Source organism: Labrys monachus (genome assembly GCF_030814655.1).
Classification (GTDB): domain Bacteria; phylum Pseudomonadota; class Alphaproteobacteria; order Rhizobiales; family Labraceae; genus Labrys; species Labrys monacha.
This window is the reverse complement of sequence record NZ_JAUSVK010000001.1, coordinates 3388492-3402976: the sequence shown is the minus strand read 5'-3', so window position 1 is coordinate 3402976 and position 14485 is coordinate 3388492. Positions and strand designations below refer to the sequence as shown.

General features: G+C 66.9%; 13 protein-coding genes. 6 read left to right on the top strand and 7 right to left on the bottom strand.

Annotated elements, in window-relative coordinates; all coding sequences use genetic code 11:
* The first annotated feature begins 115 nt into the window (after positions 1 to 115).
* Positions 116 to 1009, top strand: coding sequence for a universal stress protein (locus J3R73_RS15395; RefSeq protein WP_307428448.1), 894 nt, complete (start codon positions 116 to 118; stop codon positions 1007 to 1009).
* Positions 1010 to 1081: 72 nt separating this feature from the next.
* Here the strand turns inward: J3R73_RS15395 and J3R73_RS15390 are convergent, their stop codons facing one another.
* The 7 genes from J3R73_RS15390 to qhpR form a co-directional block, all read right to left on the bottom strand.
* Complete coding sequence (locus tag J3R73_RS15390; protein ID WP_307437367.1) at positions 1082 to 1741, bottom strand: helix-turn-helix domain-containing protein; 660 nt, start codon at positions 1739 to 1741, stop codon at positions 1082 to 1084.
* Positions 1742 to 1867: 126 nt separating this feature from the next.
* A complete protein-coding gene (locus tag J3R73_RS15385; protein ID WP_307428446.1) occupies positions 1868 to 2275 on the bottom strand; it encodes a response regulator transcription factor in 408 nt (135 codons plus the stop codon).
* A 184-nt stretch (positions 2276 to 2459) separates the two neighbouring features.
* Positions 2460 to 3077, bottom strand: a complete 618-nt coding sequence (gene fixJ / locus J3R73_RS15380; protein ID WP_307437364.1) for a response regulator FixJ — start codon at positions 3075 to 3077, stop codon at positions 2460 to 2462.
* Positions 3067 to 4590: a sensor protein FixL gene (gene fixL / locus J3R73_RS15375; protein WP_307437361.1), complete on the bottom strand. Its 1524-nt coding sequence runs from the start codon at positions 4588 to 4590 to the stop codon at positions 3067 to 3069. The genes fixJ and fixL overlap by 11 nt, the downstream gene beginning before the upstream one ends.
* A 247-nt stretch (positions 4591 to 4837) precedes the next feature.
* Positions 4838 to 5584, bottom strand: a complete 747-nt coding sequence (locus J3R73_RS15370) for an SDR family NAD(P)-dependent oxidoreductase (protein WP_307428444.1) — start codon at positions 5582 to 5584, stop codon at positions 4838 to 4840.
* 12 nt (positions 5585 to 5596) lie between these two features.
* Positions 5597 to 6322, bottom strand: coding sequence for an SDR family NAD(P)-dependent oxidoreductase (locus J3R73_RS15365; protein ID WP_307428442.1), 726 nt, complete (start codon positions 6320 to 6322; stop codon positions 5597 to 5599).
* Between the two features lie 90 nt (positions 6323 to 6412).
* On the bottom strand, positions 6413 to 7480 hold the full coding sequence (gene qhpR / locus J3R73_RS15360) for an AraC-like transcriptional regulator QhpR (RefSeq protein ID WP_307428440.1): 1068 nt from the start codon (positions 7478 to 7480) through the stop codon (positions 6413 to 6415).
* A gap of 278 nt (positions 7481 to 7758) precedes the next feature.
* On the opposite strand from qhpR, the gene J3R73_RS15355 reads away from it, so the two are divergent.
* The 5 genes from J3R73_RS15355 (at position 7759) to J3R73_RS15335 (ending at position 14312) form a co-directional block, all read left to right on the top strand.
* Complete coding sequence (locus tag J3R73_RS15355) at positions 7759 to 9528, top strand: ABC transporter substrate-binding protein (RefSeq protein WP_307428437.1); 1770 nt, start codon at positions 7759 to 7761, stop codon at positions 9526 to 9528.
* Between the two features lie 251 nt (positions 9529 to 9779).
* A complete protein-coding gene (locus J3R73_RS15350; protein WP_307428434.1) occupies positions 9780 to 10844 on the top strand; it encodes a sugar ABC transporter substrate-binding protein in 1065 nt (354 codons plus the stop codon).
* Between the two features lie 40 nt (positions 10845 to 10884).
* Complete coding sequence (locus J3R73_RS15345) at positions 10885 to 12432, top strand: sugar ABC transporter ATP-binding protein (protein ID WP_307428431.1); 1548 nt, start codon at positions 10885 to 10887, stop codon at positions 12430 to 12432.
* Positions 12425 to 13402 (top strand): ABC transporter permease, encoded by a 978-nt coding sequence (locus J3R73_RS15340; protein WP_307428429.1) that lies wholly within the window; start codon positions 12425 to 12427, stop codon positions 13400 to 13402. Before J3R73_RS15345 ends, J3R73_RS15340 begins: the two co-directional genes overlap by 8 nt.
* 34 nt (positions 13403 to 13436) lie before the next feature.
* Positions 13437 to 14312, top strand: a complete 876-nt coding sequence (locus tag J3R73_RS15335; RefSeq protein ID WP_307428424.1) for a polysaccharide deacetylase family protein — start codon at positions 13437 to 13439, stop codon at positions 14310 to 14312.
* The last annotated feature ends 173 nt before the right edge of the window (positions 14313 to 14485 follow it).

Here is a 14485-nt window from a genome sequence, read left to right as displayed (position 1 = left end):
GCATTTCCTTCGGCCCGGCCGCCGTGTTGAGACAGATCAAGGCGACTCGCCCGGCGGGGCAGAGGATCGAACCCAAGGCCGGCAACGATTCCGGCAACCTCTCACGGAGACCGCCATGAACGACATATCCCCGTCCGTCCGCTCTCTGGCCGTCGACGCGCGGCGCCGTGCCGCCGGCTACCGGGACGTGATGGTTCATCTCGACGGCGGCGAGGAGGATGAAAACCGCCTCGCCCATGCCGAGGCGATCGCCGGCCTTTCAGGCGCGCATCTGACCGGCCTCTACACCAACATGCTGCCGGACAGTGCCTTCTATGCGGAGGGAGCGGGAGCCGCGGCCTTTGCGGAAATCACCTGGGATGTCCTCGACCAGGGTGCCGCCACCCAGGCGAGCATGGAGGCCCGGTTCGCCCGCCTGTCGGTCACGGGAGATGTGCGCAGGGTCGAGGACGTATCCGGGCTCCTGCCGCGCCTGGTCGCCACCGAGGCACGCTGGGCCGATCTCTTCGTCGTGTCCTGCCCCTATCATTTCAGGAGCCTTCACGACTGGGACAGCATGGTCGAGGCCGTGATGTTCGAGGGCGGGCACGGCCTTTACCTCGTGCCGCGCGGGGTGAAGCCCCGAGCGCGCATCGAGACGGCGATGATCGGCTGGGTCGATACGCGCGAGGCGGCCCGCGCCGTCGCCGAGGCGCTGCCGCTGCTCAGGCTGGCGACGAAGACAGAGCTCGTCGGCGTGCAGGAGCCGGCCAAGGGACGGCTCGGCGGCGGGGAGGCGATGGCGGACATCGCCACCCATCTGGCGCGGCACGGCATCGAGACCACGGTCACCGTGATGCCGTCCGGCGAGAACGTCGCCGCGGCGCTGCTCGACCGGGCGCATCATATCTCGGCGGACCTGATCGTGGCCGGCGCCTATGGCCATTCGCGCATGCGGGAATGGATCCTCGGCGGCGCGACGCAGGACCTCATCCGCACCAGCGACCTGCCGCTCTTCATGGCCCATTGAGCGATGCGGCGCGAGATCGCTCGAATGAGATCGTCGGGCCCCGCCGATCGAAGCCGGCGGCGGGCCATCCGTTCAGATATTCATGCCGTGGAGGCGCTGGCGGTTGCGCAGGACGATGTGGCGAGCGCCGGAGAGGCCGAGGACGCCTTCCTGCTGGAGCTGGGAGAGGACGCGTGAGACGGTCTCGAGGGTGAGGCCGAGATAATCGCCGATGTCTCGGCGGCACATGGGCAGGTCGAGCATGCCGGCGACGGTGAGGCGGCGGTCCATTTCGAGGAGGAAGGCGGCGACGCGTTCCTTGGCGGTCTTGCGGCCGAGGAGGAGCATGTGGTCCTCGGCGTGGCGCAGGTCGCGGGCGGTGGTGGCCCAGAGGGCATTGGCGATGCGCACATCGCCCTGGGCAGCGGCCTCGAGGCTCCTGCGGCGGACGAGGCGGACGGTGGTGTCGACGATGGCGTCGGCGGTGAGGCGGTGGGCGGGGCCGGATTCGAGGCCGAAGACGTCGCCGGGCAGATGGAAGGCGCCGATCTGGCGGCGGCCGTCGTCGAGGAGCTTGCAGGTGCGGACGGCGCCGCTCACCACTTCGTAGACATAGTCGGCGGGCTCGTCGTCACCATAGATCTCCTCGTCCTTGCCGTAGGAGGCGAGGGTGCCGAGCAGGCCGGGATGGGCGGTGGAGAAGAAGCGGCTGTCGGCTTTGGGAGGCAGGGTCGGCAGGAGGCCGGTGCGCATGTCGGGGGTGGGAGCGATCATGGTGCGGGAAAGCATCGGAGCCATCTCCTTGGCGGTGCGGATGGCCAAGTGGTAGAGGCGATCGCCCCGCCGCGAAATTTCGGTCGATGCCTTAAGGGCTCCCCCCTAAGGGGTTTCCCGGAGGTCGGCGGCCGCGGCCGCGCTCAGGGCGGCACGCACATGCACCACGAGGCCTTCCTCGACATGCGGCTTCAGCACGACGTGATGCACGCCCACGGCAGCAGCCCGCTTCGGGATGGTTTCGTCGGGATAGCCGGTGATCAGCACGACCGGCGCGTGGACATCCCGCCCGCGCAGGGAGCGGATGAGGTCGATCCCGTTCATCTCCTCCATCTTGTAGTCGATGATCACGCAGTCGGACCAATGGTCGACACCGGCGGCCAGAAATGCAGCGCCGCTGGCAAAGGTCCTGACCTCGAAGCCTTCGGTTTCCAGCAGGAAGCGGAGGGAGCCGAGAACATCGGGATCGTCGTCGATGACGTCGACGGTGATGGGGGCGGGGACAGTGCTCATCGAATCCTCGGCGCACCCCCACTCGGGCAGATCTGGCGGAGCCGTGCGATTGTCAATAATGGGCGTTGTCGGCAAGCCGCGCGTTGATCCACCACAAAAGGCGCGGCGGGAGCGAATGCCGCCGGCGGTCGCTCTCTCGGAAAGCGGGTGACGGAGCGCCGGGGGCGCGAGCAAGGCGCTGCCGTCAGGTGTCGAGGACGCCGCTGCGGATCGCCAGCTTGACCAGTTCCGAGATGTTGGAGGCCTGCATCTTGGTCATCAGATTGGCGCGGTAGACTTCCACCGTTCGTGGGCTGATGTCGTATTCCTGGGCGATCATCTTGTTGGAGAGGCCGGCGACGAGGCCATCCAGGACCTGGCGCTCGCGCGGGCTGAGGGACGCGATGCGTGAAACCAACGCAGTCTGCTCCCTGGACGTCCTGTCGCTTTCGACGGCCTGCCTGAGAATGCTGCCGATCATGCCGATGAGGCGTTCGTCCTCGAAGGGCTTTTCCACGAAATCGGCGGCACCGAGCTTCATGGCCTCGACGGCGAGCGGGATGTCCCCGTGCCCGGTCATGACGATGGTGGGCAGCCTGCTGGCCGCCGATCGCATCTGCCTGAGCAACTCGATCCCGTCGGTGCCGGGCATGCGGACATCGGTGAGCACGCAGCCGAAGCCGAGCTCCGGGAGAGCCTGTAGGAACTGCGATGCGGAATCGAACAACATCACGGCGAATCCGGCGGTGCCGAGCAGGAAGTCGAGCGAATCGCGCATGGCCGGATCGTCATCGATGACATAGACGCGTGCATTACCGGGCATCGGAGACATTCTCCCGATCCTCCGCGTCATCTCCAGCCGAGGCAGGCGGCAACGTGAAGCGGAAGGTAGCGCCGCCCAGCTCGTTGGCCTCGGCCCACATCTGCCCGCCATGGGCCTCGATGATCGTTCGGCTGATGGAAAGACCGACACCCATGCCCGTCTTCTTGGTGGTGAAGAAGGGTTGGAACAGGCTCGACCGGACTTCCTCGGTAAAGCCGTGGCCCGTATCGGCCACGGAAATGCGGACCAGGCCCTCCTGCGTGCGGCTGCTGGCGACGACGAGTTCGCGGCGGTCGGCGGACTGCATCGCCTCGATGGCGTTGCGGTAGAGGTTGATGAGCACCTGCTGGACCTGAACACGGTCGGCGAACACGAGGTCGCAGGCGGGATCGAGCTCGAAACGCAGCGCGACGCCTTGTTCCCTCGCACCGACGAGGCCGAGGGAGCCGGCTTCCTCCACCAGCTTGGAGAGGCTTTCGACATGCCGCTCCGCCTCGCTCCGGGACACGAAGCTGCGCAGACGGCGGATGATCTGGCCGGCCCGGATGGCCTGCTCGGCCGCGCGGTCGAGAGCCGATTCGATCTTCTCGGCGTTCGGGTCGCGGCTGGCTGCGAGCAGGCGGCGCGAGCCTTTCATATAGTTGCTGATGGCCGCGAGCGGCTGGTTAAGTTCGTGGGCGAGGGCGGACGCCATCTCGCCCATCGCGCTCAGGCGCGAGATATGGACGAGCTCGGCCTGAAGCTCGAGAAGCCTCGCCTGCGTCTGGTGCTGCTCCGTCAGATCGCGGACGAAGCCGGTGAAGTAACGCTGGCCGCCCGATCTCATCTCGCCGACCGACAGGTGCATGGGAAAGGTGGAGCCGTCCTTGCGCTTGCCGGTGACGACCCGGCCGATGCCGATGATGTGGCGGTCACCGGTGCTGCGGTAGCGGGAGAGATAATTGTCATGGCGCGACCGGTCCGGCTCCGGCATCAGCATGCTGACATTCCTGCCGATCGCCTCGCTCTCGGTAGCGCCGAACAGGCGTTCGGCGGCCCGGCTGAAGAACTGGATGATGCCGGCTTCGTCGATGACGACCATGGCATCGGGAATGGTATCGAGGATGGACCGAAAATGTTCCTCGCGCGTCCGCAAGGCCTCTTCGAGCTTCTTTTCCTCATCGATGTCGAGCGCGATGCCGCTCAGCCGGCCGATCGAGCCGCCTTCGTCGCGGACCGCTCCGCCGCGCAAACGCAGCCAATGGCCCGCGCCCGACGGCATGCTGACCCGGATCTGCACGTCGAAGGGAGCGCCGGTCTCGATCGTCCGGTTGACGGCCTCGATCGTGACCTCGCGCTCCGGCGCGGCGAGCAGCGACAAAAGGAGGTCATAATCGACCGGCTGGTCGGCGCTGATGCCGAAAAGCCTCCTCGTCGTCGCCGACCAGACCAGCCGCCGCGTGGAGAAGTCGAAGTCCCAGGTGCCGACTCCCGCGCTCTCGATACCGCTTCGCACGCGCTCTTCATGCGACATGCCGGCTGGCCGGGGCTGATGGACGTCGTTCACATCGGACCTTCCGCTTGATTCACGCTCAATTCAATGCTGGTCGATAGCGGGTTTCAAGCGGAAATCACAAGCGGCGAATCGCCGTAGCGCCCCGGCGCCGCAAATAGGGGCGATGACCGACCGGCGCGGCCGCCGAACGGGCCGCTCGCGCCTCGGGCCCGGCTTCGGCTCTTGGGATGCGTCTTTGCGCTTCCCGCCGGGTCCGGCGAATGCTTCAGGCCAGCATGCCGCCGTCGACGAGGATGTCCGAGCCGGTGATGTAGGCCGCCTGTTCCGAGGCGAGGAAAGCGACGGCGGAGGCGATGTCGGTCGGCTTGCCCAGGGCTCCCAGCGGGATCGATTCGAGGAACTGGTTCAGCAGCGCCGGGTCGTTCTCGTAGAACATCGGCGTGTCGATCACGCCGGGGCAGACGGTATTGACGCGGATCCTGAGGGGGGCCAGTTCGCGGGCGGCCGAGCGGGTCAGGCCGCGCACGGCCCATTTGGTGCCGGCATAGCCGAAGGTCCCCTTGTAGCCGACCATGCCGCCGATCGAGGACAGGTTGATGATCGACCCGCCGAGCGTCATCAGCGGCACGGCGCATTTCATGCCCCAGAAGATCGAGAACTGGTTGATCTCGAACAGCCGCCGGAAGCCGGCCGCGGATTCGTCCTGCAGCGAGGCCGGTCCGTAGATGCCGGCATTGTTGACGAGGATGTCGAGGCGCCCGGCCTCGCGCGCGATGCGCTCCATCATCGCCGCCCATTGGGCCTCGTCGGTGACGTCGAGCCGCTGGAAGGCTGCCTGCGGCCCGAGCCGCGCCGCAAGGGCGCGGCCCTCCTCTTCCAGGATGTCGCCGGCATAGATCTGGGCGCCGTCGGCGGCCAGGCGCGTCGCCACGGCGGCGCCGATGCCGCGGGCGGCGCCGGTCACCAGCGCGATGCGTCCGGCCAGAGGCCGGCTCTCGGTTTGATCGGTCATGAGACTGTGGACCTATTGCGCGGTATAGCCGCCGTCGATCGGCAGGATGGCGCCGGTGATGAAGGAGGCGTCGTCGCCGGCGAGGAAGACCACCCCGGCGGCGATCTCCCGGGGAAGGCCGATGCGGCCCATCGGCGTGAGGGCCAGCGTGGCGGCGTTCATTTCCGGCTTCTGGACGCGCACCATGTCGGTATCGATCAGGCCGGGCAGGATGGCGTTGACGCGGATGCCCCGCGAGGCATAGGTCACGGCGGCGTTGCGGGTCATGTTGATGACGGCGCCCTTGCTGGCATGATAGGCGATTTGCCCGCTGCCGCCGACCTGTCCCCAGATCGAGGAGATGTTGACGATCGAGAGGGGACCGCGTCCGAGCATCATCGCCGTCGCCATGCGCATGCCGAGCAGCACACCGGTCTGGTTGACGCGGAGGATGTCGTCCCAGTCGGCGAGGGCGACGTCGTGCGCAGAAGCCTTGGTGGGGGCGATGCCGGCGGCGCAGACCAGGATGTCGATGCGGCCGGGATCGGCGGCGAGGGTGTCGGAGAGGGCCTGCCAGTCGCCTTCCGATCCGACATCGAGCTTGCGATAGGCGATGGCATCGCTGGCATAGCCGGGGCTGTCCGGGAAGATGTCCGCCGCGATCACCCGCGCGCCTTCGCCGGCGAGCGCTTCGGCGCAGGCGCGGCCGATCCCGCGATAGCCGCCGGTCACCACCGCCAGCCTGCCTGTGAGCTTCATGATGCTTTCCTTTCGCTCCTCGCGCGAACTCTCTCGTCGCAGCATGATAGGGCGTCCCGCCGCACGGGCGCTTGACATCTCGATACTGCGTCAGGGCGCCTGCGTTCGAAGCAGGCCTTCACGGACCCTGGAGGGCGGGGCGGCGAACCAGCGCACGCAGGCCCGGCTGAAGGCGCTCAGCTCGGAATAGCCGAGGATGTCGGCGATCTCGCGGATCGGCATGTGGGCCTGGCCCAGATGAAGTTCCGCCAGCCTCTGCCGCGTGGTCTCCACGAGGTCGGAAAACACGCGGCCATGGTCGGCGAGGCGGCGCTGCAGCGTCCAGCGCGTCATCTGCAGGGCCTCGGCGACGTCCTCGATATGCGGATAGCCGGAAGGCAGCCGCGAGCGGATCTCCCCCGTCACCTGATCGGTGAGGCTGAGCGTGCCGGTGCTGCCGGTGAGCAGCGTCAGTGCCTGGCACAAATCGCGCATGCGGGCCGGATTGCCGCCGGGCATCGATGTCGCCAGCTGCCCGTCGCGGAAGACGAGGGCGTTGGTCGCCATGCTGAAATAGACCGGCGCGTTGAAGACGCTGCGATGCGTCGCGATCCCGCCGGGGCAGGGATGTTCGAAATGGACCTCGTCCGCCGTCCAGGCCGGGCCGAGACAGCTGCGGATGACGTTCAGATACATGGCCATCGTCATCTCCGCATAGTGGCGCCCCTGCAGGATGCGTCCGTCGAGGATGCGGAATTCGAGGCGCCACAAGCCGCCCGAGCGGCGGAAGGCCGTGGCGGTATTTTGCTGGTGATAGGGGAAGAAGCGGGCGAGGTTCTCGAGCGAGGCCCCCAGCGTCGGCGAGGCGAGGACGATCTCTCCGATCAGGCCGAGCCGTTCCGGGCTGAAGTCGCGCCCGAATTGCAGGCCGAAATCGTCATTCTTCGTCACGCGGGCGGCGAGCTCGATCATCTCGCAATAGCGCCGCAGATCGAGGCTGCCGCGATCGGTGCGGACGATGCGCTCGTCGATGCCGGCGGCCCGGAGCACGACGCCGGGATCGGCGCCGTTGGCGACGATGAATTCGGAAATGCCGTTGGCGGCGGAGGACAGGATCCTCGCGTTGCTCGCCGTCGCTGCGGCCGGCAGGTGGTCCGCCCCGGATGTCGGCTGACTCATGCTCTCGCCCTCTTGCTTGCACTCCTCGTCAGCGGGAGCATGGCGCAAGCCTAGTGGCGGGAGCCGGCTGCGAAATACGTAAACCGACCGATGGCGCGACAGGGCCGTTTCCGTCATCCATGGTTGGCGGGCGGAGACGGCCTATGTTCCCGGCATGGAATTTGCTACGGTCGAGGCACGATGATGCTTCCTCGCAACAAGGTGAGAGCCCTTTGATCGCCAAAGAGCCCACGGGCTCTCTTCTCCTGGAAAGCCGGAAGGCATCCGCGGCGGCCGGCGTGACCGAAGAGCGGCCGCACGGGCCGGAGGCCGGCGCGCCGCTCGTGACCCACCGCCTGGCCGTCACCGAGGACGGACAGATCGAAACGATCGAGGGCCGCGGCGCCGAAGCCTTCATCGTGGCCCGGCCGGACCTTGCCGCCTTCGCGGTGGCGCTGATGGACAGCGGCCGCGATCTCGTCCGCTTCGTCTGGATCGACGGCGACCGCAGCTGGCATTCGGTCCGCATCGACGTCGAACACCGGGCCGATGGCAGGCGGGCGATCGTGGCGGCCACGCGGGTATCGCCGCCTTTCGGGCTGACGGTCCGCGAGCTCGACGTCCTCACCCTGATTTCGGGCGGCCTGGGCAACCGGGAGATCGCGGCCTGCCTGGAGGCGAGCCTGCGCACGATCACCACCCATGTAGAGCGCATTCTCGTCAAGCTCGGCCAGATGAGCCGCACCGGCGCCGCGACCCTGGCGACCGATCTCGGCCTGCTTCGGCTGCCGACGCCCGGCGGCGGGCGCAACCTCATGCCGCTGACGGCCGGGCTCGTCGACCACAAGGCTTCCTGGTCGGGACGGGCGCGCCAGCCCTCTCTGTCCGTGCAGCGGCGCCCGATCCTGATCGGCATGCCGCTGTCCCTCAACGGACTGGCCTCGACCGACGCGACCGAGATGCTCAACGGCACCCGCCTGGCGATCGACGAGATCAACCGTCGCGGCGGCGTCGCCGGACGCAAGCTGGAGCTGCGCGTCGCCGATTGCGACGTCAGCGACGATCGAGCCGTGCTGGAGGCGGTCCGCAACCTGATCGATTGCGAGGTGGACGCCATCACCTCGGGCTATACCTGTTCGGAGGAGGGGGTCCAGGACCTCGTCGCCGACTATGGCGCGCCCTACCTGCATTGCGCCACGATGGAGGCGATGGTGGACCGCGTGCGCCTCGATCGGTGGCGGCTGCGCAATGTCTTCCAGATCTGCCCGAGCGACATCCATTACGGCCCGCGCTTCATCCAGTTCATCACCGAACTGGAGAAGACGAGGGCCTGGACGCCCGCGACGCGGCGGGTCCTGGTGATCCAGCCGCGCTGGTCGCGCATGAATATCGGGTTCCAGAACCTGGAACGCCTGGCGGCGAGGACCGGCTGGAAGATCGATCTGCTCGACGACCTGCCGCTGCGCAACATCGACTGGGGCACGGTGATGGACAAGGTGCACAGCCTGGCGCCGGCTGCCATCTTCCTGGCCTATTACTTTCCCGAGGAAAACATCGCCTTCCTTCGGCAGTTCCTCGACAATCCGGCCAATGCGCTGGTCTACACGCTGTACGGTCCCTCGATCCCCGCCTATCGCCAGCAACTCGGCGGCGATGCGGACGGGGTGATCTGGGCGACGACGACCGGCCTTTACGGCGACCATCTCGCCCGCGGCTTCGCCGAGCGCTATGAGCGGATGCATGGTGTCAAGCCCGGCCACTCCCATGCCGGCCTCGCCTATGACCGCGTCAACATCCTGGCGACGGCCTGGACCCGCACCGACAACCCCCGGGCCTTCGACCGCGTGGTGCCGGAGATCCGCACGGTCATCCATCGCGGCGTCAACGGCGCCTATTGCCTCGACAATCCCGGGCAGGTGGCGGAGGCCTATCCCGATACCTCGCGCGACCCTTCGATCAGCCAGGCCCATCTCATCTTCCAGATCCAGGACGGACGCCAGCGCATCCTCTCGCCCTCGCCCTACGGGGAATGCGCCTTTCGCCTGCCGCCCTGGCTCAACCGGGGGTGAGAAAAGCCGCAGGCTTTCCCGGGATAAATGCGAGATGGGTCGATCACCGATCGACCTCTTCCTTTCCGGCGGGCTCTGCGTTTCCAAGAGGGGTGATCCGATGATCGCCTCTCCACGCGTGCCTTTTCCCGCCGCACGCTGCGATTGTGTTCAAGTGGTAACTCGAAAATCCGGGCGCCGCCGATAATCACCCCAATCCAGACCGCGCCCGCGCCTTGGTGGCCGCCGGCGGCATGATCCGGAAGGGAGCCATGACGACCATGTTCGCTAAACTTCGCTTCGGCCTGTTCGCAGGCACGGCTTTCGCCCTCGGCACGGCGCTGCTGGCGGGGGCGGGCACGACGCCGGCCCGCGCCGACGACTGCAAGCCTCACGCCATCGATCTCGGCGAGGGCAAATCGGTGATGGGCGGCTGCGGCCAGCTCCACATCGCCTTCCTCGTCGCCGCGACCAACAACACACATCTGCAGGCGGCCATCAAGGGCGCCAAGGAAGCGGCCCAGAAGATCGGCGCGACGCTGGACGTGTTCGACCCCAACTGGAGCCCGACGGTCCAGTACAACCAGGCCCAGAACGTGATTTCGAGCGGCAAGTACAATGCCATCCTCGGCGAGATCAACGACGGCAACCAAGCCTGCAAGATCCTGAGCGAGACCGCGCGCGAGCACAACGTCCTCGTGGCGATTGCCAACGAACCGATCTGCGACCGCGCCGCCAATGAGGGCGACGCGCTGTGGGCGCCGGGCACGCTGAACTTCGTCGGCGGATCGCAGGGTCGCGGGCCTTTCCGCGACTGGATCATGAACGTCGCCAAGGACAATCCCGGCAAGCAGAAGGTCGCCGTGGTCACCGGGCCCGACCTCAATGCCAACACGATCAACACCGACCTCGCGCTGAAGGACGTCAAGGCCAAATATCCCGACTTCGACGTCGTCGCCGTGGTCAGGACCGACTATTCCATCGTGCAGGGCAATTCCAAGACGCTGCCTTTGTTCCAGGCCCATCCCGACCTGACGATCCTGATCTCGAACTATTCCGACATGACCCGCGGCGCGGTGCAGGCCGCCAAGCAGACCGGCGCGCTCAACAACGGCCATCTCAAGATCTACGACAGCGGCGGCAACATCTGGTCCTTCCAGGCCGTCAAGGCCGGCCAGATCGAGGGCACCCGTACCCTGCTGCCCTATACGGAGATGTACGAGGCCGTCATCCAGCTCGGCGACGCCTGGGCCGGCAAGCCGGTGCCCCGCACCACGCCGCTGGAAGTCCACGACATCACCAAGGACAATGTCGACAAATATGAGCCCCAGTACTGACGCGGCGGGGACGGCGATCGCACGCCGGGGGATGGGATCCATGCAGCACGCGACTGTGACGGCGAGCACCCCCCGGTCCGGTTTCGCCCTCCAGGCCACCGGCGTCGAGATGAGCTATAGCGGCACGATGGCGCTCAAGGGCGTCGACGTCGAGGCCCGCACCGGCTCGATCCACGCGCTTGTCGGCGAGAACGGCGCCGGCAAGTCGACCTTCCTCGGCATCATCGCCGGGCGGGTCGTCCCCACCGGCGGCGCCGTGAGGATCTTCGGCCAGCCGCATGCGTTCGGCGCTCCGCGCCAGGCGCGGCGGCTCGGCATCGCGACGATCTACCAGGAACTGACCATCGTTCCCGCCCTGTCGGCGCAGGCCAATGTCTTCCTCGGCCAGACATTGTCGCGCGTCGGCCTCCTGGAAGAGCGGCGCATGCGCGCGCGCTTCGAGGAGCTGGCGGCGCAGATGTCCGTCTCGATCCGGCCCGATGCGGTCGCCGGGCGGCTCTCCGTCGCCGACCAGCAGATGCTGGAGATCATGCGCGGCGTCCAGTCGGGCGCCAGGCTGCTGCTCTTCGACGAACCGACGACCTCCCTCGCGCCGCCCGAGCGCGAGGCGCTGTTCCGCCTGATGCGCCAGATGCGGGCGGAAGGCACCACGATGATGTTCGTCAGCCACAACCTCGAGGAGGTGCTGGATATTTCCGACGTCGTCACCGTGTTCCGGGACGGCGCGCTGTCCGGATCGGCCCCGCGCGCCGACTGGACCAAGCCGGCGCTGATCCGCGCCATGGTCGGCCACGACGTCGTCGAGAACCGGCGCATCGAGGGCGCCCCGCGCAAGCCGGGCGCGGCGCCCCTTCTCATCGCGAAGGGCGTGGGCGTGCCGGGAGCGATCGAGAATGTCGATCTCGAACTCCAGCCGGGCGAGATCCTCGGGGTCGGCGGCCTCGTCGGTTCGGGGCGCACCTCGCTGCTGAGGGCGCTCGCCGGCCTGGAGCCGCGCAGCACCGGCGATCTCGTGGTCGACGGCGTGGCGGTCTCCTGGCCGCGATCGCCGCGCGAAGCGCTGAAATCGGGCATCGTGCTGGTGCCGGAAGACCGCAAGACGCAGGGGCTCGTCCTCGGCATGAGCGCCATGGACAATATCGCGATCTCCCGCTTCGGCGAGGTCTCGCGTTTCGGCGTGATTTCCAACACGGCGATGCTGCGCAAATCGCGGGCGGTGGCGCGCGAATTCGGCTTTGCGGAGAACCGCGTCGGCACGCTGGTGCGCCATCTTTCCGGCGGCAACCAGCAGAAGGTGCTCCTGGGCAAGGCGCGCTTCCGCGGCCCGAGGATCCTTCTCGTCGACGAGCCGACGCGCGGCATCGACGTCGGCGCGAAGGACGAGATCATGATGACGCTGCGCCGCCTCGCCGACGAAGGCCTCGGCATCATCGTGGTGTCGTCGGACCTCGAAGAGGTCATTGCCGCCAGCGACCGCATCCTGGTGATGTCCGAGGGGCGCAAGGTCGCCGAATTCGATCAAGGGGATACGCCGGTGACCGTCCAGGACATCCTGACTGCCGCCTTCAAGGTAATGACGCATGACTAATGTCCCGCTTTCCCGGCCTGCCGCGCCCCGGCGCAGATTCCCGATCCGCGATGTCTTCCTGCAGTTCGGCGTCGTCTGGGCCTTCGTGATCCTGCTGGTCGCCAGCGCGATCCTCTATCCGCGCGTCTTCGATCCGACCAACGTCAAGAACATCCTCAGCCAGGCCGCGCCTGTCGGCATCGTCTCGGTGGGCATGACCTTCGTAATGATCGGCGGCGGCTTCGACCTGTCGGTCGGCGCGATCTTCGCGCTCGGGGCCGTGGTCTTCGCCCATCTCACCGACCCTCTCGGGCTGTGGGGAGCGGCCGGCGTCGTCCTCATCGCGAGCACCATTTGCGGGGTGATCAACGGGCTGATCGTCACCAAGCTCAGGGTGAACCCCTTCGTCGCGACGCTCGGCACCGGCTCGGCCTTCGGCGGCTACGCCTTCATCTATTCGGATGCCGCGCCGCAGGTGCCGAACGATTTCAACTTCCAATATCTCGGTACCGAGGCGTGGTTCGGCTGGCCGATCTCGATCTACATCCTCATCGCGGTCTTCCTGTTCGGTGCCTTCGTGCTCGCGCGCAGCGTCTATGGCCGGGCGATCTATGCGACGGGCGGCAACACCGAGGCGTCGCGGCTGTCCGGCATTCCCGTCGACGTGCTGCGGGCGAGCACCTATGTGATGACGGCGATCTGCTCGGGCATCGGCGGCATGATCCTGGCCTCGCGCCTCGGCGTCGGCCAGGCCGACATGGGCGGCAGCATCGCCCTCGATTCCATCGCCATCGTGGTGATCGGCGGCACCTCGCTGCTCGGCGGCGAGGGCGCGATGTGGCGCACTGCGATCGGCCTCCTGATCATCGCCACCCTCACCAATGTCTTCGACTCCCTCGCCATCAACAACAACTACCAGCTGGTGGCCAAGGGCGTCATCGTCATCGGCGCCGTGGCGCTCGACATCTATGCGCGGCGCATCCGCAACTGATCCGCCGCTTCCCTTTCAGCACGGAGGAATAATCATGAGCCAGGCCAAGGATGTGGGCGTTGCCCTGACATTCGACTACGACGCGGTTTCGCTGTGGATCGGCACGTTCGGAGCGAAGTCGCCGAGCATGCTGTCGCGCGGTGAATTCGGACCGATCGGGGTGCGCCGCATCCTGTCGACGCTGGAGCATTACAAGATCCCGGCGACCTTCTACATTCCCGGCCACACCGCCTATGCCTATCCGCGGACGGTGCAGGACATCGCCGCCGCCGGGCATGAGATCGGCCACCATGGCTGGATCCACGAGAACCCGGTGACGGTGTCGCCCGAGCGCGAGCGCTGGATCCTCGAAAAAGGCTTCCAGGCCCTCCACGAGGTCGCCGGCGTCAGGCCGGTCGGCTATCGCTCGCCGGCCTGGGACAACAGCCCCGAGAGCATTCCGCTGCTGCTCGAATATGGCTTCGAATATGAGAGCAGCATGATGGGATCGGATTTCGAGCCCTATTGGTGCCGCCTGGGCGACACGTTCACCATGGACGATCCCTACAAGTTCGGCACGCCGGTCAATCTCGTCGAGATGCCGGTCGCCTGGCATCTCGACGACTTCCCGCAGTTCGAATATGTCGTCGGCAAGACTGGCATCAATCAGGGCGTGATCACGCCGCGCGACTTCCTGCAGATGTGGAAGGACGAGTTCGACTATCTCTACGACCGCATCGGCACCGGCCTGTTCAGCGCCACCATGCATCCGCAGGTGATCGGGCGGGCTCATCGCATGCTCATCCTCGAGCAGTTCATCGAGCATGTGAAGGACAAGCCGGGCGTCAGGTTCACCACGATGATCGACTATTGCCGCAAATGGCGCGAAGGCAAGACGCCGTCCCTTCCGGTCGAGGCCGCGCAGGGGTGATCCCGCCGGGTGCACGCATGAGGCGCTCATAGGGTGCCGGATAAGGCGATTTTGACTCGTAACGGTTCAGGATTTGTCATTGCCGGGCTTGTCCCGGCAATCCGGCGGGCCGCGAGCCCTCGTTCCGGACGAAGTCCGGATACCCTGGACAAGCGCGGCTATGAAAAAATCGC

Bases quoted from the DNA above. Each gene is read 5' to 3' on its own strand.
- J3R73_RS15390 (WP_307437367.1), bottom strand. From the start codon at position 1,741: ATGCGCACCGGCCTCCTGCCGACCCTGCCTCCCAAAGCCGACAGCCGC.
- J3R73_RS15365 (WP_307428442.1), bottom strand. From the start codon at position 6,322: ATGAAGCTCACAGGCAGGCTGGCGGTGGTGACCGGCGGCTATCGCGGG.
- J3R73_RS15370 (WP_307428444.1), bottom strand. From the start codon at position 5,584: ATGACCGATCAAACCGAGAGCCGGCCTCTGGCCGGACGCATCGCGCTG.
- J3R73_RS15350 (WP_307428434.1), top strand. From the start codon at position 9,780: ATGACGACCATGTTCGCTAAACTTCGCTTCGGCCTGTTCGCAGGCACG.
- fixJ (WP_307437364.1), bottom strand. From the start codon at position 3,077: ATGCCCGGTAATGCACGCGTCTATGTCATCGATGACGATCCGGCCATG.
- fixL (WP_307437361.1), bottom strand. From the start codon at position 4,590: ATGTCGCATGAAGAGCGCGTGCGAAGCGGTATCGAGAGCGCGGGAGTC.
- J3R73_RS15335 (WP_307428424.1), top strand. From the start codon at position 13,437: ATGAGCCAGGCCAAGGATGTGGGCGTTGCCCTGACATTCGACTACGAC.
- qhpR (WP_307428440.1), bottom strand. From the start codon at position 7,480: ATGAGTCAGCCGACATCCGGGGCGGACCACCTGCCGGCCGCAGCGACG.
- J3R73_RS15395 (WP_307428448.1), top strand. From the start codon at position 116: ATGAACGACATATCCCCGTCCGTCCGCTCTCTGGCCGTCGACGCGCGG.
- J3R73_RS15340 (WP_307428429.1), top strand. From the start codon at position 12,425: ATGACTAATGTCCCGCTTTCCCGGCCTGCCGCGCCCCGGCGCAGATTC.
- J3R73_RS15385 (WP_307428446.1), bottom strand. From the start codon at position 2,275: ATGAGCACTGTCCCCGCCCCCATCACCGTCGACGTCATCGACGACGAT.
- J3R73_RS15345 (WP_307428431.1), top strand. From the start codon at position 10,885: ATGCAGCACGCGACTGTGACGGCGAGCACCCCCCGGTCCGGTTTCGCC.